This window comes from Streptomyces sp. NPDC101393 (genome assembly GCF_044767385.1).
GTDB lineage: Bacteria > Actinomycetota > Actinomycetes > Streptomycetales > Streptomycetaceae > Streptomyces.
Genome location: NZ_JBIWNU010000006.1, coordinates 533836 through 555305, shown reverse-complemented (window position 1 = coordinate 555305; position 21470 = coordinate 533836). Strand labels below are relative to the sequence as shown.

The window sequence follows — 21470 nt, the reverse complement described above, 5'->3', positions numbered from 1 at the left end:
ACGGCGCGCGAGCATGTCCCACGCGCCCCGAGAATGGCCGCAAGTCGCACTGCCAGCCGGCCATCCGGCCTGGATCCTTGTCCGGGGCCGGCGGGCCCCACCCCTTGACAGCGCCTTCAGGAGGCCATCCGTGGCAACGGAAATCACCGACAGCACCGCCGCATCCGACTGGGGCAAGGCAGATTTCGAGGCGATCTACAACTGCCCTGATCCCCAGCGGTATTTCACCACCCTGCAACCCCTGGAGTACCAGATACCCCATCACGGCCAGGCGGTGTTCCGCGCCGTGACCGACGCGTTGCAGCGGCGCCGGGCCGACCGTCCGCCGCTCGGCGTCATCGACCTGTGCTGCTCATACGGGGTGAACGCCGCGCTGCTCAACCACCGGCTGGACCTCAGCGATCTCTACGACCGCTACACCGCGCACGGCCCAGGGGCGCCGCAGCCCCACCAACTCGCCGAGGAGGACCGTACGTTCTTCGCCACCCGGCGGCGCCCCGAAGCCTGCCGGGTGATCGGCCTCGACGCGGCGGAGCACGCGGTCGGCTACGGGGAGCGGGTCGGGCTGCTCGACCGCGGCTTCGCGGAGAACCTGGAGCACGACGAGCCGAGCGCGGACCTGCGGAAGGCGCTGGCCGACATCGACCTGATCACCGTGACCGGCGGCGTCGGCTACATCACCGCGCGCACCTTCGCGCACCTCTTCGACTGTGTGTCGTCGCCGCCGTGGGTCGCGGCGTTCGTGCTGCGGACGGTCTCCTACCGCCCGGTCTCCGCGCTGCTGGCCCGCGCGGGCCTGGTGACCGAGAAGCTGAGCACCCGTACGTTCCGGCAGCGGCGGTTCGCGGACGGCGAGGAGCGGCGGGCGGCGTTCACCGCGCTGGCCGGCCACGGCCTGTCCACCGCCGGCAAGGAAGCCGACGGTTTCTACCACGCCGACCTGTATCTCTCCCGGCCCGCCGCCGATGTCGCGGCGCTGCCGCTGTCGCAGCTGTTCCCCGGCTGATCCTGCCCGCCGGCCCCCGCACACCGCACTGTTGGTGACGGCCCGTCAGTGCGGGTGACGGGCGACCGACAGGTGTTCGCGCGCGATGCGCTCGGCGACGGCGTACTCCTGGGCGAGGAGGGCGTCCAGGAGCGCCGTGTGCTCCGAGGCGTCCGCCAGCAGATCGGCGGTGCGCAGCCGGGGACCGCCGGCCGACCACTGGGTGCGGCGCAGCAGGTCGTCGGCGACCTGGGTCAGCCGGCGGTTGCCGGTGAAGGACAGCAGCGCGTGGTGGAAGGCGTGGTCCGCCTCGGCGTAGCCGACCCGGTCGCCGTGCGCGGCGGCCGCGACGCCTGCCGCGGCGAGCGGGCGCAGCTCCTCCCAGCGCTCCGGCGGCAGCGCCCTGGCCAGCCGGATGACCGCGGGCACCTCCAACATGGTGCGGACTTCGGCGAGTTCGGCGAGGTCGCGGGCGCTGCGCTCGGCGACCCGGAAGCCGCGGTTGGGGGCGACCTCGACCGCGCCTTCGGCCGCCAGTTGCTGCATGGCCTCGCGTACGGGGGTCGCGGAGACGCCGTAGCACTCGGCGAGGGCGGGCGCGGAGTAGACCTCGCCGGGTGTCAGCTCACCGGCGATGAGGGCGTTGCGCAGCGCCGTCAGGATCTGGCCGCGTACGGAGTGGCGCTGCGGCTGCCGGGGCACGGACGGCATTCCGGCGGCCGTGAGGGTCTCGGCGGGCCGGTGCGCCGCTGCCGGCACGTCCGGGTCGGCCGTGGCACGCTCATGGTCTCCGCGGCCCGATCCGGCCTGCGGCACGGCGGAGCCGGCCGCGGAGCCGGCCGGTGCGGGCAGCCAGGCCCGGGGGTGCGGCTGCTGTTCCGCTCTGCCCTGCTCCATGGCGGTTCCTCCTGACGTCCCGAGCACCTTAGGCGGCGGCGGCGCCAGTTCAAACCCGGGTACCACTGGGTAACCCGTTCAGATAAGGTAAGCCTTACCTGCTAACGATCGCGATTCGGTGGTCTCCGCATGACTCCTGCCCTCGCCACCCCTCCGCTCCTCCAGCCCTTCGACGCCGCGTACGCCCGGCTTTCCGAGGTCTTTCCCGGCCTGCGGGTGACCCAGGGGGAGGCGCTGCCCAGCGGTGACGGCTGGGTGTCCGCGGCCGCCCTCGCCACCGGCGGCGAGATCCTCGACACCTTTCTCGCCTGGGACGACGCGCAGATCGTGCGGGACTACGGACAGCGCGCCCGGCCCGACGTCATCGCGAGCTTCGCGCTGCACCGCTACGCCTGGCCCGCCTGCCTGCTGATCACCATCCCCTGGTTCCTGCACCGCCGGGTGCCGCGGCTGCCCGTGCAGGACGTCTCCTTCCAGCGGGAGCTGGGCCGGATGGCCGTCCGGGTCCGCTCCTTCGCGTGTCTTCCCGGCGATCCGGCGGCGGCGCTGCCCGGCGCCCGGATCGTGCCCGACGAGGAGGCGCTGCGCGCCGAGGTGCGGGCGTCGGTGGCCGAGCACCTCGGGCCCGTACTGGAGGGCTTCCGCAGCCGGGTGCGGCGCGGGCCGCGGGCCCTGTGGGGCATGGCGTCGGACGAGATCACCGAGGGCCTGTGGTACCTCGGGCACCTGCTGGGCGAGGAGCCGCGCGCGGTGGCCGAGCTGGAGCGGCTGCTGCCGGGCGCCACCGCCCCCTATGTGGGCAGCGCGGCCTTCCGCGAACTGACCGGGCCCAACGGCGAGGCGCTGCCGACCCGGGACCGGGCGAGCTGCTGCATGTTCTACACGCTGCGCCCCGAGGACACCTGCGTCACCTGCCCGCGCACCTGCGACGCGGAGCGCGTCACCCGCCTCACCGCCACCGCCTGATCCGCGCGACCGCGCCGTGCCCGGACGCTCCTGGGCGCGCGCTTCCCCTCCCCGGCCCGTCAGCCAAGTCCCGCCGGAACACTCCTGCGGCCGCCCGCCTCGTGGTAGCTTCCGTATACAAGCTGTATACGAGGGGGGTAGTGGTGGCGTCCGGTCGGGAGAAGGCGTACGCGTACCTCAAGGAAACGGTACTGACGGACCCGGCGATGCAGGGGGAATTCCTCTCCGAACAGGACATCGCCGATCGGATCGGGGTCTCGCGCACACCGATCAGGGAGGCCCTGCTGCTGCTCGCCGCGGAGGACCTGGTGCAGCTGGTGCCCAAGCGCGGTGCGCGGGTGGCACCGCTGTCGGGCCGGGAGATCTCGGAGCTGATGGAGCTGCGCGGGATCGTCGAGCGGTACGCGGCGGAGCAGGTCCTGACCTCGGGACGCCCCCCGGTACGCGAGCTCACCGAGCTGCTGGACCGGCAGGCCGGACTGAGCGGCCCCGACCAGGCCAAAGAGTTCATCGCGGTGGACCACCTCTTCCACTCGACGCTGGTGTCGGCCGTCGGCAACGCACTGCTCGACCGGCACTACGACGGTCTGCGCAGCCGGCAGGTCCGCGCCGGCGTGGTCGCGCTGTACACCCAGCAGGGCCGCCAGGAAGCGGTGCTCCATGAGCACCAGGCGATTCTGGACGCCCTCGCGGCCGGTGACGCGGCCGCCGCGTGCCTGGCGATCGACAACCATCTGGGGTCCACGCTGAAGGTGCTGCTCACCGGTTAGCGGCGCACCGGGCGAGGTGAACGACGGTGGCGGAGGGGGCGGCTACGGCCCGCCCCCTCCCGGCTCATCCCGGTGCGCTCCCCGGATAGGTGATCACCAGCATGGTGACGCCCTCCGCCGCGGTCCACGGGCCGTGCGGCATCCCCGGCGGGCGGCAGGCATACGCGCCCCGGCCAAAGGTCTCGTCGAGGGTCAGGTCGTGCAGGGCGCCTTCGAGGATGTACACCTCTTCCCAGAACTCGTGCCGTGCGACGCCTCGGCCGGAGGTGTCGGTGCCCAAATCCCAGCGCTGCAGGACCGTGCGGCACCCTCCGCTCGCGTCCTCGGCCAGTACCCGCTCGGCCACCCCGGGCGCCGCGCCCTCCGGCGCCGCCCAGGGGCCGGTGTGGAGGTGGAATTCCAGCTCCGGTTTGCTCATCGTGGGGACTCCAGACGGCGGTTGGCGAGCACCGAGATCTTCTCCCGGACCGCCGGCACTTCGTCCACGTCCACATCGGCCACGAGAAGCCCCGGCTCCGCGTCCAGACGGTGCCGCACGGTCCCGTCCGGGCCCACCACCCTGCTGTGTCCGATGCCGGTCGGCGCGGTCCCCCGGACCTCGGCACCCGCGGCGGCGGGATCGGCCTGGCCGACGGCCGCGACCCACAGCGTCGCGTCCAGGGACCGGGCCCGCACCAGCAGCTCCCACTGGTCGAGCTTGCCCGGACCGGCGCCCCAGGAGGCCGCCAGCAGCGTCGCCACCGCCCCCGCGTCGGCATGGGCCCGGAACAGCTCAGGGAAGCGGACGTCGTAGCAGGTGGCCAGCCCCAGGCGTACGCCGTCCACGTCGATGGTGACGACCTCCGACCCCGCGGCGACCGTCTTCGACTCGGCGAAGCCGAAGGCGTCATAGAGGTGGATCTTGTCGTACGCGGCCTCCACGCCGGGCCCCGTCGCCAGCAGGGTGTTGGTGACCCGGCCACCGGGGGCGGGGGTGAACATGCCGGCCACCACGACGATGCCCGCCGCATCGGCGATGTCCCGCACCGCCTCGGCCCACGGGCCGTCCAGGGGTTCGGCGACATCGCCCAAGGGGGTCCCGAAGCAGGCCATGGACGCCTCGGGGAACACCACGACGCGGGCACCTGCCTCCGCCGCGCGCGACGTCCACTCCTCGACGAGACGGAGGTTCTTCTCGGGGTCGGGTCCGGTGGTCAGCTGACTCAGCGCGATACGCACGCGGTACGGCCTTTCTGTGACGGGATTCGGGTGCCGGGGATGGTGTGCGGGAGAGGGGGTGCCGGGGCCTTGGCGGCGGGCTGCGGGCGCCGAGGTCTCCCGGCCGGCGCGGGCCTACACGGCATGAGCGGCGGGCTCCTTCCGCTGAGCGGCGGCGAGCCGCGCGTCCTCCTCCTCGGCCGGGGCGGAGCCCCGCCCCAGGCAGAGACCGCCGATCGTGACCGCCGCCGTCACCGCGATGTAGAGCGCCAGGGGAACCCAGCTGTCGTAGGAGCTCAGGAGCGCGGTGAACAGGAGCGGAGCGATGGCGCCGCCGAGGAGGCCGGCCAGCGTGTAGGCGAGTGACGAGCCCGTGTAGCGCAGCCGGGGCGAGAACTGCTCGGCGACGAATGCCGCCTGCGGGCCGTACATGAAGGAGTGGATGGCCAGCCCCACGATCACACCCAACATCAGCAGCAGCCGGCTGCCGCCGTCGACCATCAGGAAGAACGCGAAGGGCCACACGCCCGCCGCGAGGGCCGAGCCGCCGTACAGCAGACGCCGGTTGACCCTGTCGGACACGGCACCGGCCAGGGGGATGAGGAAGATCTGCAGCGTGGAGCCGACGAGGACGGCCGTCAGCGCGGAGCCGCGTGACATGCCCAGCCGGTCGGTGGCGTAGGTGAGCACGAAGACGGTGAACATCGCGTACAGCACATCGGGGGCCACCCGGCACAGGATCGCGGCGAACAGGGCGCGCGGCTGGGTCGTGAACACCTCGCGGATCGGCGCCTCGGGCCGGGACTGCTCGGCCTCCATGGCCTTGAAGACCGGCGTCTCCTCCAGCTTCACCCGGATCCACAGGCCGAAGGCGACCAGCGCCCCGGACAGCAGGAACGCCACCCGCCAGCCCCAGGACAGGAATTGGTCCTCGCTCAGCAGTGCCCCGAGCGTGGCCAGCACGCCGTTCGCCAGGAGGTTTCCGGCAGGCGGTCCGACCTGGGCGGCGGAGGCGTAGAAGCCACGGCGGCGCGGGTCGCCGAACTCGCTCGACAGCAGGACGGCCCCGCCCCACTCGCCGCCGACCCCGACGCCCTGGGCGAAGCGCAGCACGACCAGGGCGATCGATGCGGCGATGCCGACGGTGCCGTACGAGGGCAGGAGCCCGATGAGGAAGGTGGCCGCGCCGATGAGGACCAGGGTGGCGATGAGGACCTTCTTGCGGCCGATCACATCACCGAGCCGGCCGAAGACGAAGCCGCCGAGCGGGCGGGACACGTAACCGACGGCGTAGGTGGAGAACGCCAGCAAGGTGCCGGTCAGGGGGTCCTGCGAGGGGAAGAAGAGATCGCCGAAGACCAGCGCCGCGCAGGCGGAGTAGACGGCGAAGTCGTACCACTCCAACGCGGTCCCGGTGAGGCCGGCGAGGAAGGCCCGGCGCATGCCGGAGCGGCCAGGGAGGGCCCCGTTGTCGTCCTGCTGGGTGTATCGCATACGTCCCAATCCTTGCATCGAGTGGACATCGACCTTTCGGCATACTTCTTGTATACAGGTCGTATGCGCAAGCCCTGCGCCGAAATTTCCTCGCGTCGAACCGCTCCCACCAGGAGGCCCCGTGGCCGTGCTGACCTTCGAACTGCCTGATGGCTCCACCCGCGATGTCGATGTCCGGCAGGTGCTCAACGCCGGCTACGCCGGGCGCAGCCAGGACGACGTCGCCGCCCATGTCGCCGAGCTCGCCGAGCTGGGCGTGCCCGCGCCGTCCGTGACCCCGGCCCTCTACCCCGTCTCGCCCTACCTGGCCCAGCAGACCGACCGCGTCGCCGCGCAGCACGCCCGCACCTCCGGCGAGGCCGAGTGGGCCCTGGTCGTGGCGGCGGAAGGGGAGCTGCTGCTGACCGCCGCCTGCGACCACACCGACCGCGACTTGGAGGTCCACGGCGTGGCCTGGAGCAAGAACGCCGGCCCGGATGTGCTGGCCCGGCGCGCATGGCGGCTTGCCGACGTCGAGCCGCGCCTGGACGCGCTCACCCTGCGGGCCTGGGTCAGCCACGACGGCAAGGAGAGTGAGATCCAGCACGGCACCCTCGCCGAGCTGCTCACTCCCGGTTACTGGGCGGAGGTGCTGCGGTCCCGGGGCGACCTGGTCCCCGGCACGGTCCTCATCTCCGGGACCATCCCCATGGCCGATCAGGTGGACCAGTTCGCCGACGGCTGGCGGGTGGAGCTGGGCGACCCGGCCACCGGGGATGTCATCCGGCTCGGCTACGAGGTGGTACCCATGCCCGAGCCGATCGGCTGACGCCTGCCCGGGTCACGTACTCCGCGCCGGGCGGGGCCGCTCCCACCGGGCGGGCGGCAGGCCAACGGCCTCCTGGGCGTCGGGCAGCCAGGAGGCCGTGGGCCGTGCTGAACGCATCGCGTCAGCCTGCGCTCACCCGCGAGCCGGCGCACCGCCCGCGCCGCCGAGCCACTTGAGGCCGTCGATCAGGAAGCGGTTCTGGGTGGGGCTCGCGAACGTCGACGAAAGCCTCGTGTGGGAGGCGTAGTCCATGGCGTTGTGTCCGAAGTTCGCGTACAGCATCTTGTACCGGGTGTTCGTCCACAGGATCGGGTAGTCGCCGCTGTACCAGGACTGATCGGGGTCCGTCCCGAGCGGGAAGCTCACCGGGTCGACGGATGCGAGGACCTTGATGTCGGCGTTGGCGCGCAGGTCGCCGGACCAGCTGTACCACTCGCTGACCGAAGACGTGAACGTCGCGGGCAGTCCGTGGGCCGAGGGGTGCGTCCGGTCCTCCGTGCGCAGCACCGCCTCCGTCGGCCCCCAGGTGTTGGTCCGGAAGTTCCCGCTGCCGAGGAAGGTGTGGTGGTACCAGGGCCAGGAGTCGGCATCGGTGGTGAACGCCGAGGCGTGGAAGCCCATCCAGCCGCCGCCGGCCCGCATGTACCGCTCGAAACCGGCCCGCTGGGCGGACGTCTTCGGCGCGTCGTCCAGGAAGAGCACGACCTGGTAGTCGTTCACCCCTCCGTTCGCGAGCAGATCCCAGTCCGTTGTCGCCTTGTACGTGAAATTGTTCTGCGCGGCGGAGCGCGGGAACCACTCGTTGGCTTCCGTGACGAAGTCGATGTGGGCGTCGTCCCACGTGCCGTTGGAGAACGCGAGCACCGCGAAGTCGGGTGCGGCGGGCGCCGCTTGGGCCGGTGCCGCCGTCAGCCCCATCACCATCGCCATCAGGAGCAGCAGCCGCGCGGCGAGTCGCCTCACGGGTGGCTCACCGGGTGGGCCGCATCGGGAGACGCATGGGTCTGCCTGCCGGCGGCGGACCGTGCGCCGTCGGTGCTGACCCTGACGTAGTCGACCAGGAGCTGCTGGGGCAGGACGGTGCTGCCGTCGGGGTCTCCCGGCCAGTAGCCGCCCACCGCGAGATTGAGGATCAGGAAGAAGGGCTTGTTGAAGACCCACTGCTTCCCGCCGAGGTCGGCCGGGGTGCGGCGCTGGTACACGGTGCCGTCGACGGACCAGGTGATCGCGTCCGGGCTCCAGTCCACGGCGAAGGTGTGGAAGGCGTCGGCGAACACCTGCCCGCCGGGCAGGGAGTACGCGGCGCCGATGCCGCCGGAGCCGGAGTAGCCGGGGCCGTGCAGCGTGCCGTGGACCGTCGAGGGCTCGAAGCCCACGTTCTCCATGATGTCGGTCTCGCCCGAGTTGGGCCAGCCGACCTGGCCGATGTCGTCGCCCAGCATCCAGAACGCCGGCCACATGCCCTGTCCGCGCGGGATCTTCATCCGGGCCTCGACGCGACCGTACGTGGTGGTGAACTTGCCGGACGTGTTCAGCCTGGCGGACGTGTACTCGCACCGTCCGTACCAGCACTGGTAGTTGTCCGGGTTCTCGCGGCGGGCCGTGATGACCAGATGGCCCTGGCCGTCGAGGGCGGCGTTGCGGTTGCCCGCCGTGTAGTACTGCCGCTCGTGGTTGTTGACGTTGTCGCCGGTCTCGATCTGCCACTTCGCACCGTCGACGGCGGAGCCTGCCGGCCCGTCGAACTCATCGGAGAACGTGACAGCGGCCGCGGCGGGGGCGGCGGCGGACGGCGTGGGGGGATCCGCTGCGGGAGCGGGTGATGCCTGCGCCGGTCCGCCGGTCAGCGACGCGAGGGCGAGGACCGAGGCGAAGGACAGCAGCAGACGTCGGGGGAAGCGCGGGGAGTCCATGACTCTCCCTTCCAGGATTGCCGGAGTGGCAGGAAGCGCATGCGAACCGAGTGACTGTGCGCCGACCGGCGCGGGTGGGGAACTCGGCCTGAGGGGCGCTTAGTTCACTGTGTGAGTTAAGAAGTGAAGGAAGACACTGTCAAGGTCTTGGTCCGGACCAAATTCTTGAACGCAGGCCACCGACATGGACGGTTACGCGGCAACCGGACCATCCCGCAACATTCGGGGCACATGCGGCGCGACGCCTGGTTCCGGTCGCAGGGCGGGAGGCGCATCGGCGCTCGGCGCGGCGCCCCGAGGCCCACGCCACCCGTCAGGGTGATCTCTCTCGAACTCAACCACCCGCGAAAGAACGGGAGTTCGACACCAGCACGCCTTCCCCGCACCCCTTGGCGTCCTCTTGTTCCGAATGCCTCGGTTACGGCAACGGCTTCGGTCAGGATGTCGCGCGAAACCGCGTACGCCGAGGCAAGGGATCCCAGAATGAGAATGACCGACATATCGCTGGATTGGCTGGTTCCGGCAGTTCTGCTGCTCGTCGGCGTCCTGGCGGCCGTGGCCTTGGTGCTGCGCGGAAAGCGCGCAGCGGCCCGGTCCACCGGCGATGACTCCTGGGAGCGCAGTGAGGAACGGCGCCGCCGCAAGGAGGCCCTCTTCGCCTCGGCCTCGTATCTGCTGCTGTTCTGCTGTGCGGCGGTCGCCGCCGCACTGTCCTTCCACGGCCTGGTCGGCTTCGGCGTGCAGAACCTCAACCTCTCCGGGGGCTGGGAGTATCTGGTGCCCTTCGGCCTCGACGGCGCGGCGATGTTCTGCTCCGTCCTCGCGGTGCGGGAGGCCAGTCACGGTGACGCGGCGCTCGGCTCGCGGATGCTGGTGTGGACGTTCGCGGGCGCAGCGGCGTGGTTCAACTGGGTGCATGCGCCCCGGGGCCTGGACCATGCGGGCGCGCCGCAGTTCTTCGCCGGGATGTCACTGTCGGCCGCGGTCCTCTTCGACCGTGCGCTGAAGCAGACCCGCCGGGCGGCGCTGCGCGAGCAGGGTCTGGTGCCCCGCCCGCTGCCGCAGATCCGGATCGTCCGCTGGCTGCGTGCGCCCCGCGAGACCTTCGCGGCGTGGTCGCTGATGCTCCTGGAGGGCGTACGGACGCTGGACGAGGCCGTCGAGGAGGTCCGGGAGGACCGCCGGGAGGCCGAGCAGAACCGTCACCGCAGGCGGGAGCAGGGCAAGCTCGACCGGGCGCGGATCAAGGCCATCAACAGGCAGCACCGCTCCTGGGGCATCGGCAGGGGCGGCGGCAGGCCGGCGCTGACGCCCGGCCCGGCAACCGCGGACGTGTCCGGCCCGGACTCGGTCATAGCCGGCATCCCGGAGCCACTGCCCGCGGGCGAGCGGCAGGTGCGCTCCCGCCCGGCCCTCAAGGCCGTGTCCGGCGCCGAGGACGGGGCGGCCACTGGGCAGCCCGAGCACCGGGAAGCCGTGGATCTCACCGCCGAGGACGACACCCAGACGGTGCCCCGGCTGGATTCCCTGGAGGAGAAACTCGCCCAGATCGAGAAGCAGTTCGGCTAGCCGGGTGAGTCCGGAGCCGCGCCGCCCGCCCATAGGGCAGCCGCGTCTTCGGACTCACTGGTGTGCGCGGGGCGGCGGGCGTACGGGCACCGGGGCCCCGCGGATCTCCGGCGCCGTCAGGCGGGCCCGGCGGCCAGCTCGAACCACACGCTCTTGCCGACGCCGTGGGAGCGGATGCCCCACGAGTCCGCTAAGGAGCGCACCAGCATCAGGCCCCTGCCGGACGTCCCGTCGACGGTCGGCGCGCGGGGCTCGGGGCGCCGGGAGACGAAGTCCCGCACCTCCACCCGCAGCCGGTCGGTGAAGGTGGCGGTGACGACGGCGCCGCCCTTCGCGTGCACCAGGGCGTTGGTGACCAGTTCGCTGGTGAGCAGCGTCGCGATCTCCGCGAGGTCACCGCTTCCCGCGCCTGGCCAGCGGCTCAGCAGCTGCCGCAGCTCCTGGCGCACCTCGCCGACGGCCCTGAGGTCCGTCGGCCGGACCTTCCGCTCCAGCATCCCCGGCGGCTTCGCAGCGATCGTCCCGCTCCGGCTCCCGTCCGTCGTTCCGTCGTGTCTGTTCCGTTCCTCGCGCCGCACAGGCTGACGCATTCTCTCCCCCGCCCCGGACGACCTATCGGCGCTCATCCTCGAACAGCCTCACGGTCAGCATGCCCATCGGATCAGGCGCCATGCTTCGACTTGTGACGGTTCGCCGCCCTGCGGCACCCGCGGGCGGTGTGCCGCCGCCCGCGCGGCAGGTGGGCCGGCCGGGCCGCGGCTGGGTATGCCTGGCGTGAGCGCGCGGGCCGGGATCGTGCCGGACATGCGCGTCCGTACGAGCGTGAGGAGCCGCTGTGCACGACGACCGACTGCTGGTGGAGGGGCGCCTGGAGCGGGCGCTGGGTCAGTTCATCCGGCCCGCGCAGTACGCGGCGCGGGTGCCGCTGCGGCTCACCGTCTGGCACACGCCCGGCGAACCGGTTCCGGTGGGCGAGGCGTTGCGGGCCGCGTACGAGCCGTTCTCGGCCGGTGACGCCTGGGGGCCGCCGTGGTCGACGAGCTGGTTCCGGCTGGCGGGTGCGGTGCCGCAGGAGTGGGCGGGCCGGCGGGTGGAGGCCGTCCTCGACCCCGGGTTCAGCGGCGACGGCCCCGGCTTCCAGGCGGAGGGGCTGGTGTACGACGCGGAGGGGGTGCCGCTCAAGGGCATCCATCCGCGCAACCGGCACGTCCCCGTCGCCGCGCCGGCGCAGGGCGGCGAGGAGGTGCGGCTGCTGCTGGAGGCGGCCGCGAACCCGGCGGTGCTGCGCGATTTCCGGCCCACCGACCTGGGGGACGTACGGACCGCGCCGGACCGGCCGCTGTACCGCTTCGCGGCCGCGGATCTGGCGGTCCTCGACGAGGACGTATGGCATCTGATCCTGGACATCGAGGTGCTGTCGGAGCTGATGCACGAGCTGCCCGCCGACCGTCCGCGGCGGCACGGCATCCTGCGGGCCCTGGAGAACATGCTGGACGCGCTGGACCTGCACGATGTCGCGGGCACGGCGGTGGCGGGGCGGGCCGAGCTGGCGGACGTGCTGAGCAGCCCGGCCGCGGCGAGCGCCCACCGGGTGTCGGCGGCCGGGCATGCGCATATCGACTCCGCGTGGCTGTGGCCGCTGCGCGAGACCGTGCGCAAGGCGTCCCGCACCTTCGCCAATGTCACTCAACTCGCCACGGAATACCCGGAGTTGGTGTTCGCCTGCTCGCAGGCGCAGCAGTACGCCTGGGTCAAGGAGCACCAGCCGCACATCTGGGCGCGGATCAAGGAAGCCGTACGGGCGGGGAACTGGGCGCCGGTCGGCTCGATGTGGGTGGAGTCGGACGCCAACATGCCGGGCGGGGAGGCGCTGGCGCGGCAGATCGTGCACGGCAAGCGGTTCTTCCTGGAGGAGCTGGGGGTGGAGACCGAGGAGATCTGGCTGCCGGACTCCTTCGGCTACACCGCGGCGTTCCCGCAGCTGGCGCGGCTGGCCGGGGCGAAGTGGTTCCTCACCCAGAAGCTGTCCTGGAACCAGACCGACAGGATGCCGCACCATACCTTCTGGTGGGAGGGCATCGACGGCACCCGCGTCTTCACCCACTTCCCGCCGGTCGACACCTACAACTCGCAGTTCCACGCCCGTGAACTCGCGCACGCCGAGCGGAACTTCGCGGAGAAGGGGCACGCCACCCGCTCCCTGGTGCCGTTCGGCTGGGGCGACGGCGGCGGCGGCCCGACCCGGGAGATGCTGGAGAGGGCGCGCAGGCTGCGCTCCCTGGAGGGCTCGCCACGCGTCGAGATCGAGCCGCCGGGCCGGTTCTTCGAGGCCGCGCACGAGGAGTACGGGGCGGCGGCGCCGGTGTGGTCGGGTGAGCTGTACCTCCAGTTCCACCGCGGGACGTACACCTCGCAGGCCCGGACCAAGCAGGGCAATCGCCGCTGTGAACACCTGCTGCGGGAGGCGGAGTTGTGGGCGGCCACCGCCGCCACCGCCGCCCTCGGGGCGCCGTACGACGCGCCCTACGCCTACCCGTACGACGCCCTGGACCGCCTGTGGAAGACCGTGCTGCTGCATCAGTTCCACGACATCCTGCCCGGCTCGTCCATCGCCTGGGTGCACCGGGAGGCCCGTGCGACCTACGCCGCGGTCGAGGCGGAGCTGACCGCGCTGACCGAGGAGGCGCTCGCGGCGCTCGCCGGCCCGGTCGCGGAGCCCGGCCCGGCCGTTCCTGCGGTCTTCAACGCCTCGCCCTACGACCGGGACGAGATCGTCGAGGTGCCGCCCCCGCCCGGCACGACGGGCGGGCCGGCCACCGTCGCCGTGCACGTCCCCGCCCTCGGCTCGGCGGCCGTCCAGGGCGGTGCGGGCTCCCCCGCGCCGCCGCCCGTGCGCCTGGTCACCGACGACGGTCCGCTCACCCTCGACAACGGCCTGCTGCGGGTGCGCGTCGACGCCGACGGGCTGCTGACGTCCGTACGCGACCTGTCCACCGGGCGTGAGGTGCTGGCCCCGGGCGCGCGCGGCAATCTGCTCCAGCTGCACCCGGACCACCCCAACCAGTACGACGCCTGGGACCTGGACCGGCACTACCGCAACCGGCACACGGATCTGACCGCGGCCGAATCCGTCGAAGCGGTCGCCTCCGGCCCGCTGTCCGCGACGGTCCGGGTGACCCGGGCGTTCGGCGCCTCGCGCCTCACCCAGGAGCTGACGCTGCGGGCGGGCTCGCGGCGGCTCGACATCACCACCGACATCGACTGGCGCGAGTCGGAGAAGGTCCTCAAGGCCGCCTTCCCGCTGGACGTGCACGCAGAACGGTCCACCGCAGAGGTGCAGTTCGGCCATGTGCACCGCCCCACCCACGCCAACACCAGCTGGGACGCGGCCCGCTTCGAGATCTGCGCGCACCGCTGGCTGCGGGTCGCCGAACCGGGCTACGGCGTCGCCCTGCTCAACGACTCGACCTACGGCCATGACGTCACCCGCACACCTCACGAGGAGGGGCTGGGCACGACCGTACGGCTGACGCTGCTACGGGCCCCGCACAGCCCCGACCCGGAGACCGACCAGGGCACGCACCGCTTCCGCTACGCGCTGCTGCCGGGCGCCGGGGTCGGTGACGCCGTCGCCGAGGGGCTGGCGCTCAACCTGCCGCTGCGGACCACCGCCGTACCGCCGTCCGGCCACGCCCCCGCAGGCCCGCTGGTCCGGGTCGACCACCCGGCGATCACCGTCGAATCGGTCAAGCTCGCCGAGGACCGCAGCGGCGATGTGGTGGTGCGGCTGTACGAGTCGCACGGCGGGCGCGCCACCGGCGTCCTGACCCCGGGCTTCGCGGTCGAACGCACCACCGTCACGGACCTGTTGGAGCGGCCGCTGCGGGAGGCGGAGAACGGCCCGACCTCGGAGGTGACGCTCTCGCTCCGTCCCTTCCAGATCCTCACCCTGCGGCTGCGGCCGCAGCGCCGGCAGGACCCGCAGGAGCGCTGACCGGACTCACGGACCTCGCTGACCTCGCGGACCTCACCGGCCCGGAATGTTCCGCAGGTTGGAGCGGGCCATCTGCAGCATCCGGCCGACCCCGCCGTCCAGCACCATCTTGCCCGCCGACAGCGCGAAGCCGGACACCATCTCCGCGCTGATCTTCGGCGGGATGGACAGGGCGTTGGGGTCGGTGACGATGTCGACCAGCGCCGGGCCCTTGTGCTTGAAGGCATCCCGCAGCGCGCTGCGCAGCTGCTTGGGCTTCTCCACCCGCACGCCGTGCGCACCGGCCGCGCGGGCGATGGCCGCGAAGTCCGGGTTGTGGTTGGTGGTGCCGTACGACGGCAGGCCGGAAACCAGCATCTCCAGCTCCACCATGCCGAGCGAGGAGTTGTTGAAGAGCACCACCTTCACCGGCAGGTCGTACTGGACGAGGGTGAGGAAGTCGCCCATCAGCATGGAGAATCCGCCGTCGCCGGACATCGAGACGACCTGCCGGCCACGGTCGAGGAACTGGGCGCCGATCGCCTGCGGCAGCGCGTTCGCCATCGAGCCGTGGCTGGACGAACCGATCACCCGGCGGCGGCCGTTGGGCGTGAGATAGCGGGCCGCCCAGACATTGCACATACCCGTGTCGACCGTGAAGACCGCGTCGTCGTCGGCCTCCTCGTCCAGGACGGAGGCGACGTACTCGGGGTGGATGGGGACGTGCTTCTCGACCTTGCGGGTGTAGGCGCTGACCACGCCCTCCAGCGCGTCGGCGTGCTTCTTCAGCATCCGGTCCAGGAACTTCCGGCTTGGCTTCGCCCGCACCTTGGGCGTCAGCGAGCGCAGCGTCTCACGCACATCACCCCAGACCGCGAGGTCCAGCTTGCAGCGGCGGCCGAGGTGTTCGGGGCGCACATCGACCTGGACGATCTTGACGTCGTCCGGCAGGAACGCGTTGTACGGGAAGTCCGTGCCGAGCAGCACCAGCAGATCGCACTCATGGGTCGCCTCGTACGCCGCGCCGTAGCCGAGCAGCCCGCTCATGCCGACGTCGTACGGGTTGTCGTACTGGATCCACTCCTTGCCGCGCAGCGCGTGCCCGACCGGGGCCTTCACCCGCTCCGCGAACTCCATCACCTCGGCGTGCGCCCCGGCGGTGCCGCTGCCGCAGAACAGCGTGACCCGCTCGGCCTCGTCGATCATCCGGGCCAGCTCGTCGATCTCCGCGTCCCCGGGGCGTGCCGAGGGCCGCGAGGTGACCAGGGCGTGTTCGATGGCGCGCTCGGGGGCCTGCTCCCCGGCGATATCACCGGGGAGGGACACCACCGAGACGCCGCTCTGCCCGATGGCGTGCTGGATCGCCGTCTGCAGCACCCGCGGCATCTGACGGGGGCTGGAGATCAGCTCGCTGTAGTGGCTGCACTCGGTGAACAGCCGGTCCGGGTGGGTCTCCTGGAAGAACGAGGTGCCGATCTCGCTGGAGGGGATGTGCGAGGCGAGAGCGAGCACCGGGGCCATCGAGCGGTGCGCGTCGAAGAGGCCGTTGATGAGGTGGAGGTTGCCGGGGCCGCAGGATCCGGCGCAGGCGGCGAGCTTCCCGGTGAGCTGCGCCTCCGCCCCGGCGGCGAAGGCCGCGACCTCCTCGTGCCGGACCTGGATCCAGTCGATGGCGGAGTTGCGGCGGATGGCGTCCACCACCGGGTTGAGGCTGTCGCCGACGACGCCGTAGAGGCGCTGCACCCCGGCACGCACCAGGATGTCCACGAATTGCTCGGCCACGGTCTGCTTCGCCATGTCGTGCTCGCTCCTTCGGCGCGGTCGGTGCGGGGCCCCTCCATGAACCCATGGAGGGCCTCGGCCCGCCTCCGCAGGCGCCACCGCGGTGCGGGCCCCTCGGGAGACACCGCCTGCCCGCTGCGGCAGGCTCTACGACTCCCACACCCCCACGGCCGTACGGTCCTTGGCGTGACCCTGGACGCGCAGCTGGGTGTCCGCGAGGAAGCCGAGCAGGCCCGGCGCCCCGGGGCCCGGCCACCGGTCGGCCAGCCGGGCCGCGAATGCGGGCTCCTCGTTCAGCGGCTCGGCGAAGCCGGCGCTGCACAGCAGCAGGGTGTCGCCGGGCCGGGCGGTGGCCGCGCCGAAGTGGAAGGAGTCCGGCCGCGCCCCGCCGTCCGCCGACGCCGTGTCCGGGAGCGGCTGCCGGGCGGGAAGCCCGAGGTCGAGGGTGCGGCGGTAGGCGTCGGCCGGGTCGTCGACGGCCTCCGGCCCCCGCACCGCGCCGGCCGTCACACACTCCCCTCCCGCGGGCTCCAGGTCCTGCCAGGCGCCGTCGCGCAGCCGGAAGATCCCGCCGTCGCCGGCGCCGAAGAAGACCCGGGTGCGGCATTCGGGGTCGGCCGGCAGCAGCAGACAGCGCAGTGCGGCGGTGTACTCCTCCGGCGCGGCGCCCCGTTCCGCCGCCCGGCCGCGCAGCTTGCCGTAACTGCGGTCGGTGAGCCGCTGGAGCCCGGACTTGAGCGCGCCGCGATGGTCCGTACGGATGTCCTCCGCCAGTCGGGTGGAGCTGCGCCCGACCGCGCCCCCGATCCAGGCGCAGGCGTCACGGGCGGCACAGTGGGCGCCTTCGGTGCCCGGTCCGCCGCTCGCCAGGGCGACCAGGATCAGGGTGTCCCGGCCGGTGCCGAACCGGGCGGTCAGCAGCGCGTCGCGGCGGGGTTCACCGCGGTAGCGGGCCGCGTCGCCGCGCACCGAGGCGGCGCGGAGCGTCAGCGAGCCGTACTCGGCGCCGTCCAGCACCGTGTCGGGCACCAGTTCGTCGAGCGCTGCGGGGTCGGCGGCGGGCAGCGCCACCGGTTCCGGTGCGTAGGCGGGCGGCCGGTCGCCGAGGAAGTCGGCGGCGCGGGGCGGCGGCTCGCGTGTCGCGTCGCGGGGAGTGGGCACCGCGGCGGCCCCTTCCGGCTCGGCCGGGTCCTGCGGCGGTTCCGGGGCGGGCGGCTCCGCTTCGGCCACCGCCCGGCGTTCCTCGGCCGCCGGCCCCACCGGACCCACCGCCCGCAGCGCCGAGTTCACCCGGTCGTCGAGACTGTCCGGCGCGGTTGACGGGCCGGTGTCGCGGGCCGGCCCGCGGGCGGCCCTGCCTCCCCCGGCCCTGCCTCCCCCGGCCCTGCCTCCTTCGGCGCCCTCGCCGTCAGCGTCGCCGTACAGCTGCCGCCACCAGTCGTCCTCCTGGCCGCGTCGTGCACCCTGCTGGTTCATGGACCGTATTGTCCATGGATGGGCGTCGGGGAGACAGGGCGCGCGAAGGGGGTTCCGCCGGGCGGCCCACCCCCCACAGGTGACCGCCCGGCGGAGCTCAGAGGTCAGCGCATGTCTGCGGCGGACCACACCATCAGATGGGTGTTCCGGCGTGGCGCGCGGGCCGCAGCGTTCACCGGGGTCCGAAGACTCCCCTCCGTGTCTTCGGCCCTCCGGTGAACCGCCGCCCGCGAACTGCCGCTCATGGGCTGCTCCCGTGAACCACTGTCCGAGTCAGGACGCCTCACCACACCGTCCCCACCTGGCGACAACGGGTGCTGCGGTGTCGACACCTTGGCAGAGCACCGGGTGGTGCGGGGATGATGTCCGCGGCGGATGTGCGCCGTGGCTCATTCCCGCCACCCAACGGCGGAGAGGATGCAGATGCTGAGTGCCATAGGACTGGACGAGGCCCAGGAAACGGCCTATCGGGCACTCGTCGGGCTGGGTGCCGCCGAAGTGCCTTATCTGGCCAACCGGTTGGCGCTGCCGGAGGACGACACCGTGCGCACCCTGCGTCACTTGGAGCGGCAGGGCCTGGTCGCCCAGTCCTCCACCTGCCCCGGGCGCTGGACCGCCGCACCGCCCGCCGTGGCGCTCGGCGCCCTGCTCACCCAGCAGCGGCACGACCTCGACCGGGCCGAGCTGGCGACCGCGCTGCTGGCCGAGGAGTTCCGCGGCCAGGCCGCAGAACCCGCCGTGCACGACCTGGTCGAGGTCGTCACCGGCACCAGCGCCGTCGCGCACCGCTTCCTGCAGCTCCAGCTCGGCGCCACGCACGAGGTGTGCGCGCTGGTGACGACCACACCGGCCGCGGTGACGGACGTGGAGAACGACGCCGAGGACCGGGCGGTGGAGCGCGGTGTCGTCTACCGCGTGGTCATCGAGCGCGGCGTCCTGGACGCCCCCGGCGGGCTGGGCCGGCTCGCTGAGGCCCTGAGCCGCGGCGAGCAGGTACGGGTGGTCGACGAGGTGCCGACGAAGCTGGTGGTCGCCGATCGTGCGCTGGCCATGGTGCCGCTGAGCGCACGCGGTGCGGCGCCCTCCGAACCGGCCGCGCTGGTGGTGCACGACAGCGGGCTGCTGGAATCCCTGCTGGGCCTGTTCGAGGCCGTCTGGCGGCAGGCCGTGCCCCTGAGGCTCGGCACCGACGGCACGTCCTACGAAGCGCCCATGGGCGAGCCGGAGACCTCCGACCTGGAGGTGCTCTCGCTGCTGCTGGCGGGGCTGACGGACGCCAGCGTCGCCAAGCAGCTCGATCTGGGGCTGCGCACCGTCCAGCGCCGGGTCCGGCACCTGATGGAGCTGGCCGGCGTGAGCACCCGGCTGCAGCTGGGCTGGTACGCCTACGAACGGGGATGGGTGGCACGCGAGGGGCAGGCAAGGGGCGTGGGGCGGTAGAGCCTGCCTCGCGGGGGCGCCCCAGGGGGCGCGTGCGCGTCGCGTCCGGCAGGCTGGGGCCATGAGAGACCGCAGCGTAGGAGCCGGCACCGGGCGCGCGCTGCACCGGGCGCGCCCGGCGGCCGACGGCTGCCCGCGGGGGCCCGCCGGACGGAGTGAGGCCGGCGCATGAGCGGATGGCAGTGGGTCGCGGTCGGCCTGGTCATGCTGCTCGGTCTGTTCGGCGTGCTGATTCCGGGCATCCCCGGGCCGCTGATCGTGTGGGCGGGCGTGCTGTGGTGGGCGATGACCGAGCAGACCGCCCTGGCCTGGGCGGTCCTCATCGGCGCCACCGTCGTCCTGCTGCTCAACCAGGCCGTCAAATGGCTGCTGCCGACCCGCGACCTCCGTGCCGCCGGCGCCCCGTACCGCACCTTGTTCCTGGCCGGGACGACCGGCATCGTGGGGTTCTTCGTCGTCCCCGTCATCGGTGGTCCGCTGGGCGCCGTCGGCGGTCTCTACGCCCTCGAACGCGCCCGGCTGGGCAGCCACGGCGACGCCTGGGCGTCCGTGCGGACGGTCATGCGCGCCATCGGCCTGAGCGTGCTGATCGAGCTGTTCGCCTGCCTGCTGGTGGTCGGCGCCTGGGCGGGCGCGGCGATCGCGGGCTGAGCGGGGCGTGCGCCCGGCGCGTCACCCCACCAGGGCGCGGGCGGGCACGGCGGCTTGCGGTGCCGCGTAAGGGCCGGGCAGTTCGCCCTCCGGGAGCAGCCCGGCACTCCACAGATGATGCAGGGCGTACGCCCCCCACGGCCGCCATGCGTCGCCCGCCCCGGACACCGCTCCCGGCCCGCGCGGCACCGGTACGTCCGGGTCGCCGAGCGCCCGCATCCGGAGGGTGGCCGCCGTTCGCGGCCCGACGCCGGGCAGAGCCGCCAGGGCCCGCTCGGTGGCCCGGCGGTCGGTGCCCGCGTCCAGCGACACGCTCCCGTCGCCGAGCGCCGCGCACAGCGCGCGCACCGGTCCGGGAAGGCCGCCGCCGGTCAGGTCACCGGGCTCCGGGAACAGGTGGGTGAGCCCGCCGTCCGGCGCGTCCAGCGGCTTCCCGTACGCCCGCACCAGCTCCGCGGCGCGCTCCGGCGGCCCGCCGAGCACGATGCGTACGGCCAGCTCCTCGGGGTCCGCAGCGCCGGGCGAGCGCAGTCCCGGGCGGGCCGTGACCAGCGGGCCGAGCAGCGGATCGGCGCCCAGCCGGTCGGCGACGGCGTACGGGTCGGCGTCCAGGTCGAACAGCCGGCGCATCCGCTGCACGGCCGTCGACAGGTCCCGCAGATCGGTCAGCCGCAGTCGGCACTCCAGCCAGCCGCCGGCCGAGCCGCGCGCCGCCGGGCACACCAGGCCGGCCGGCGGGCGGCGGCGCTGTGGTGTCCCGCGCGGCTCGTCGATCTCGGCGATCGCGGTGCCGTGCGCCAGGCGCAGGGTGCGGCGGTAGGTGCGGCCGCCGCGCGCCCCGCGCACCTCCTCCACACCGGGCACCGCCCGCCGCTGCAGGAAGTCGAAGATCTCGGTCGCGGCGTACGGGCCCCGGTGGGCGAGCCGCAAGGGGATACCCGCGGCCGGGGAGCGCTCGGCCCGGCCCGCGCCGCGCTGCCGACGCCCGGCGGCCGCCGCCCGCAGCTCGCTCGGCGTACCGGCGTAGATCTCCCGCATCGTGTCGTTGAACTGCCGGATGCTGGCGAAACCGGCCGCGAACGCCACCTCGGTGACCGGCAGGTCCGTGGTCTGCACCAGCGTCCGCGCGATGTGCGCCCTCCGGGCGCGGGCCAGTGCCACCGGTCCGGCGCCCAGTTCCGCGGTGAGCTGCCGCTGCACCTGCCGGGCGCTGTAGCCGAGCCGCTGGGCGAGGCCGCCGACGCCTTCCCTGTCGACCACGCCGTCCCCGATGAACCGCATGGCCCGGCCGACGAGATCGGCGCGTACGTTCCACTCGGCGGAGCCGGGCGCGGCGTCCGGCCGGCACCGCCGGCAGGCCCGGAACCCGGCGGACTGCGCGGCGGCGGCCGACGGGAAGAAGCGCACATGCGGCCGCTTCGGGGTGACCGCCGGGCAGCTCGGCCGGCAGTAGATCCCGGTCGTCGTCACCGCGAAGAAGAACTCCCCGTCGAACCGGGCGTCCCGGCTGGACACCGCTTCGTACCTGGTCTCGTCATCCATCACCCGC

General features: G+C 73.0%; 16 protein-coding genes and 2 pseudogenes. 8 read left to right on the top strand and 10 right to left on the bottom strand.

Going from position 1 to position 21470, the window contains the following annotated elements; genetic code table 11:
- Nucleotides 1-130 precede the first annotated feature (130 nt).
- Nucleotides 131-1006, top strand: coding sequence for a hypothetical protein (locus ACIRQ7_RS22135; RefSeq protein WP_404264552.1), 876 nt, complete (start codon nucleotides 131-133; stop codon nucleotides 1004-1006).
- A 45-nt stretch (nucleotides 1007-1051) separates the two neighbouring features.
- Here the strand turns inward: ACIRQ7_RS22135 and ACIRQ7_RS22130 are convergent, their stop codons facing one another.
- Nucleotides 1052-1882, bottom strand: coding sequence for a GntR family transcriptional regulator (locus tag ACIRQ7_RS22130; RefSeq protein WP_404264551.1), 831 nt, complete (start codon nucleotides 1880-1882; stop codon nucleotides 1052-1054).
- 129 nt (nucleotides 1883-2011) lie between these two features.
- Here ACIRQ7_RS22130 and ACIRQ7_RS22125 point away from each other — a divergent pair, with 129 nt between their 5' ends.
- Together ACIRQ7_RS22125 and ACIRQ7_RS22120 are read left to right on the top strand one after the other, a co-directional pair.
- The gene (locus tag ACIRQ7_RS22125; protein WP_404264550.1) at nucleotides 2012-2848 is read left to right on the top strand and encodes a (2Fe-2S)-binding protein; all 837 of its coding nucleotides are present in this window, start codon (nucleotides 2012-2014) and stop codon (nucleotides 2846-2848) included.
- 143 nt (nucleotides 2849-2991) lie between these two features.
- Complete coding sequence (locus tag ACIRQ7_RS22120; RefSeq protein ID WP_404264549.1) at nucleotides 2992-3618, top strand: GntR family transcriptional regulator; 627 nt, start codon at nucleotides 2992-2994, stop codon at nucleotides 3616-3618.
- 64 nt (nucleotides 3619-3682) lie between these two features.
- On the opposite strand, the gene ACIRQ7_RS22115 is transcribed toward ACIRQ7_RS22120, so the two are convergent.
- The 3 genes from ACIRQ7_RS22115 to ACIRQ7_RS22105 all read right to left on the bottom strand — a co-directional run bounded on the left by ACIRQ7_RS22115 (nucleotide 3683) and on the right by ACIRQ7_RS22105 (nucleotide 6309).
- Nucleotides 3683-4036 carry a cupin domain-containing protein gene (locus ACIRQ7_RS22115; protein WP_404264548.1) on the bottom strand — a complete coding sequence of 118 codons (354 nt, stop codon included), beginning with the start codon at nucleotides 4034-4036 and terminating at the stop codon, nucleotides 3683-3685.
- Nucleotides 4033-4836 carry a carbon-nitrogen hydrolase family protein gene (locus tag ACIRQ7_RS22110; protein WP_404264547.1) on the bottom strand — a complete coding sequence of 268 codons (804 nt, stop codon included), beginning with the start codon at nucleotides 4834-4836 and terminating at the stop codon, nucleotides 4033-4035. Before ACIRQ7_RS22110 ends, ACIRQ7_RS22115 begins: the two co-directional genes overlap by 4 nt.
- 114 nt (nucleotides 4837-4950) lie before the next feature.
- Nucleotides 4951-6309, bottom strand: coding sequence for an MFS transporter (locus ACIRQ7_RS22105; protein WP_404264546.1), 1359 nt, complete (start codon nucleotides 6307-6309; stop codon nucleotides 4951-4953).
- Between the two features lie 121 nt (nucleotides 6310-6430).
- On the opposite strand from ACIRQ7_RS22105, the gene ACIRQ7_RS22100 reads away from it, so the two are divergent.
- A complete protein-coding gene (locus ACIRQ7_RS22100; RefSeq protein WP_401470486.1) occupies nucleotides 6431-7117 on the top strand; it encodes a DUF2848 domain-containing protein in 687 nt (228 codons plus the stop codon).
- 144 nt (nucleotides 7118-7261) lie between these two features.
- Here the strand turns inward: ACIRQ7_RS22100 and ACIRQ7_RS22095 are convergent.
- Both ACIRQ7_RS22095 and ACIRQ7_RS22090 read right to left on the bottom strand, forming a co-directional pair.
- Nucleotides 7262-8041: pseudogene (locus tag ACIRQ7_RS22095) on the bottom strand (ThuA domain-containing protein); the annotation flags it as partial.
- A gap of 77 nt (nucleotides 8042-8118) precedes the next feature.
- Nucleotides 8119-9030: pseudogene (locus ACIRQ7_RS22090) on the bottom strand (family 16 glycosylhydrolase); the annotation flags it as partial.
- A 483-nt stretch (nucleotides 9031-9513) separates the two neighbouring features.
- Here ACIRQ7_RS22090 and ACIRQ7_RS22085 point away from each other — a divergent pair.
- The gene (locus ACIRQ7_RS22085) at nucleotides 9514-10599 is read left to right on the top strand and encodes a DUF2637 domain-containing protein (RefSeq protein ID WP_404264545.1); all 1086 of its coding nucleotides are present in this window, start codon (nucleotides 9514-9516) and stop codon (nucleotides 10597-10599) included.
- 116 nt (nucleotides 10600-10715) lie between these two features.
- Here the strand turns inward: ACIRQ7_RS22085 and ACIRQ7_RS22080 are convergent, their stop codons facing one another.
- Nucleotides 10716-11096: an ATP-binding protein gene (locus tag ACIRQ7_RS22080; protein WP_401470491.1), complete on the bottom strand. Its 381-nt coding sequence runs from the start codon at nucleotides 11094-11096 to the stop codon at nucleotides 10716-10718.
- Between the two features lie 338 nt (nucleotides 11097-11434).
- On the opposite strand from ACIRQ7_RS22080, the gene ACIRQ7_RS22075 reads away from it, so the two are divergent.
- Entirely contained in the window at nucleotides 11435-14593 is a 3159-nt protein-coding gene (locus ACIRQ7_RS22075; protein ID WP_404264544.1) for an alpha-mannosidase, read from the top strand.
- Nucleotides 14594-14626: 33 nt separating this feature from the next.
- Here the strand turns inward: ACIRQ7_RS22075 and ACIRQ7_RS22070 are convergent, their stop codons facing one another.
- Together ACIRQ7_RS22070 and ACIRQ7_RS22065 are read right to left on the bottom strand one after the other, a co-directional pair.
- Nucleotides 14627-16369 (bottom strand): pyruvate dehydrogenase, encoded by a 1743-nt coding sequence (locus tag ACIRQ7_RS22070; protein WP_404264543.1) that lies wholly within the window; start codon nucleotides 16367-16369, stop codon nucleotides 14627-14629.
- 132 nt (nucleotides 16370-16501) lie between these two features.
- A complete protein-coding gene (locus ACIRQ7_RS22065) occupies nucleotides 16502-17830 on the bottom strand; it encodes a protein phosphatase 2C domain-containing protein (RefSeq protein ID WP_404264542.1) in 1329 nt (442 codons plus the stop codon).
- A gap of 423 nt (nucleotides 17831-18253) precedes the next feature.
- On the opposite strand from ACIRQ7_RS22065, the gene ACIRQ7_RS22060 reads away from it, so the two are divergent.
- Nucleotides 18254-19270, top strand: coding sequence for a helix-turn-helix domain-containing protein (locus ACIRQ7_RS22060; protein ID WP_404264541.1), 1017 nt, complete (start codon nucleotides 18254-18256; stop codon nucleotides 19268-19270).
- Nucleotides 19271-19438: 168 nt separating this feature from the next.
- A complete protein-coding gene (locus tag ACIRQ7_RS22055) occupies nucleotides 19439-19921 on the top strand; it encodes a DUF456 domain-containing protein (RefSeq protein WP_404264540.1) in 483 nt (160 codons plus the stop codon).
- A gap of 21 nt (nucleotides 19922-19942) precedes the next feature.
- Here ACIRQ7_RS22055 and ACIRQ7_RS22050 read toward each other — a convergent pair whose 3' ends face one another.
- Complete coding sequence (locus ACIRQ7_RS22050; protein WP_404264539.1) at nucleotides 19943-21463, bottom strand: DNA-3-methyladenine glycosylase 2 family protein; 1521 nt, start codon at nucleotides 21461-21463, stop codon at nucleotides 19943-19945.
- Between the last annotated feature and the right edge of the window lie 7 nt (nucleotides 21464-21470).

Coding starts and splice junctions, on each gene's coding strand:
- ACIRQ7_RS22130 (WP_404264551.1), bottom strand. CDS start 1,882: ATGGAGCAGGGCAGAGCGGAACAGCAGCCGCACCCCCGGGCCTGGCTG.
- ACIRQ7_RS22125 (WP_404264550.1), top strand. CDS start 2,012: ATGACTCCTGCCCTCGCCACCCCTCCGCTCCTCCAGCCCTTCGACGCC.
- ACIRQ7_RS22115 (WP_404264548.1), bottom strand. CDS start 4,036: ATGAGCAAACCGGAGCTGGAATTCCACCTCCACACCGGCCCCTGGGCG.
- ACIRQ7_RS22105 (WP_404264546.1), bottom strand. CDS start 6,309: ATGCGATACACCCAGCAGGACGACAACGGGGCCCTCCCTGGCCGCTCC.
- ACIRQ7_RS22085 (WP_404264545.1), top strand. CDS start 9,514: ATGAGAATGACCGACATATCGCTGGATTGGCTGGTTCCGGCAGTTCTG.
- ACIRQ7_RS22080 (WP_401470491.1), bottom strand. CDS start 11,096: ATGCTGGAGCGGAAGGTCCGGCCGACGGACCTCAGGGCCGTCGGCGAG.
- ACIRQ7_RS22070 (WP_404264543.1), bottom strand. CDS start 16,369: ATGGCGAAGCAGACCGTGGCCGAGCAATTCGTGGACATCCTGGTGCGT.
- ACIRQ7_RS22065 (WP_404264542.1), bottom strand. CDS start 17,830: ATGAACCAGCAGGGTGCACGACGCGGCCAGGAGGACGACTGGTGGCGG.
- ACIRQ7_RS22060 (WP_404264541.1), top strand. CDS start 18,254: ATGCTGAGTGCCATAGGACTGGACGAGGCCCAGGAAACGGCCTATCGG.
- ACIRQ7_RS22055 (WP_404264540.1), top strand. CDS start 19,439: ATGAGCGGATGGCAGTGGGTCGCGGTCGGCCTGGTCATGCTGCTCGGT.
- ACIRQ7_RS22050 (WP_404264539.1), bottom strand. CDS start 21,463: ATGGATGACGAGACCAGGTACGAAGCGGTGTCCAGCCGGGACGCCCGG.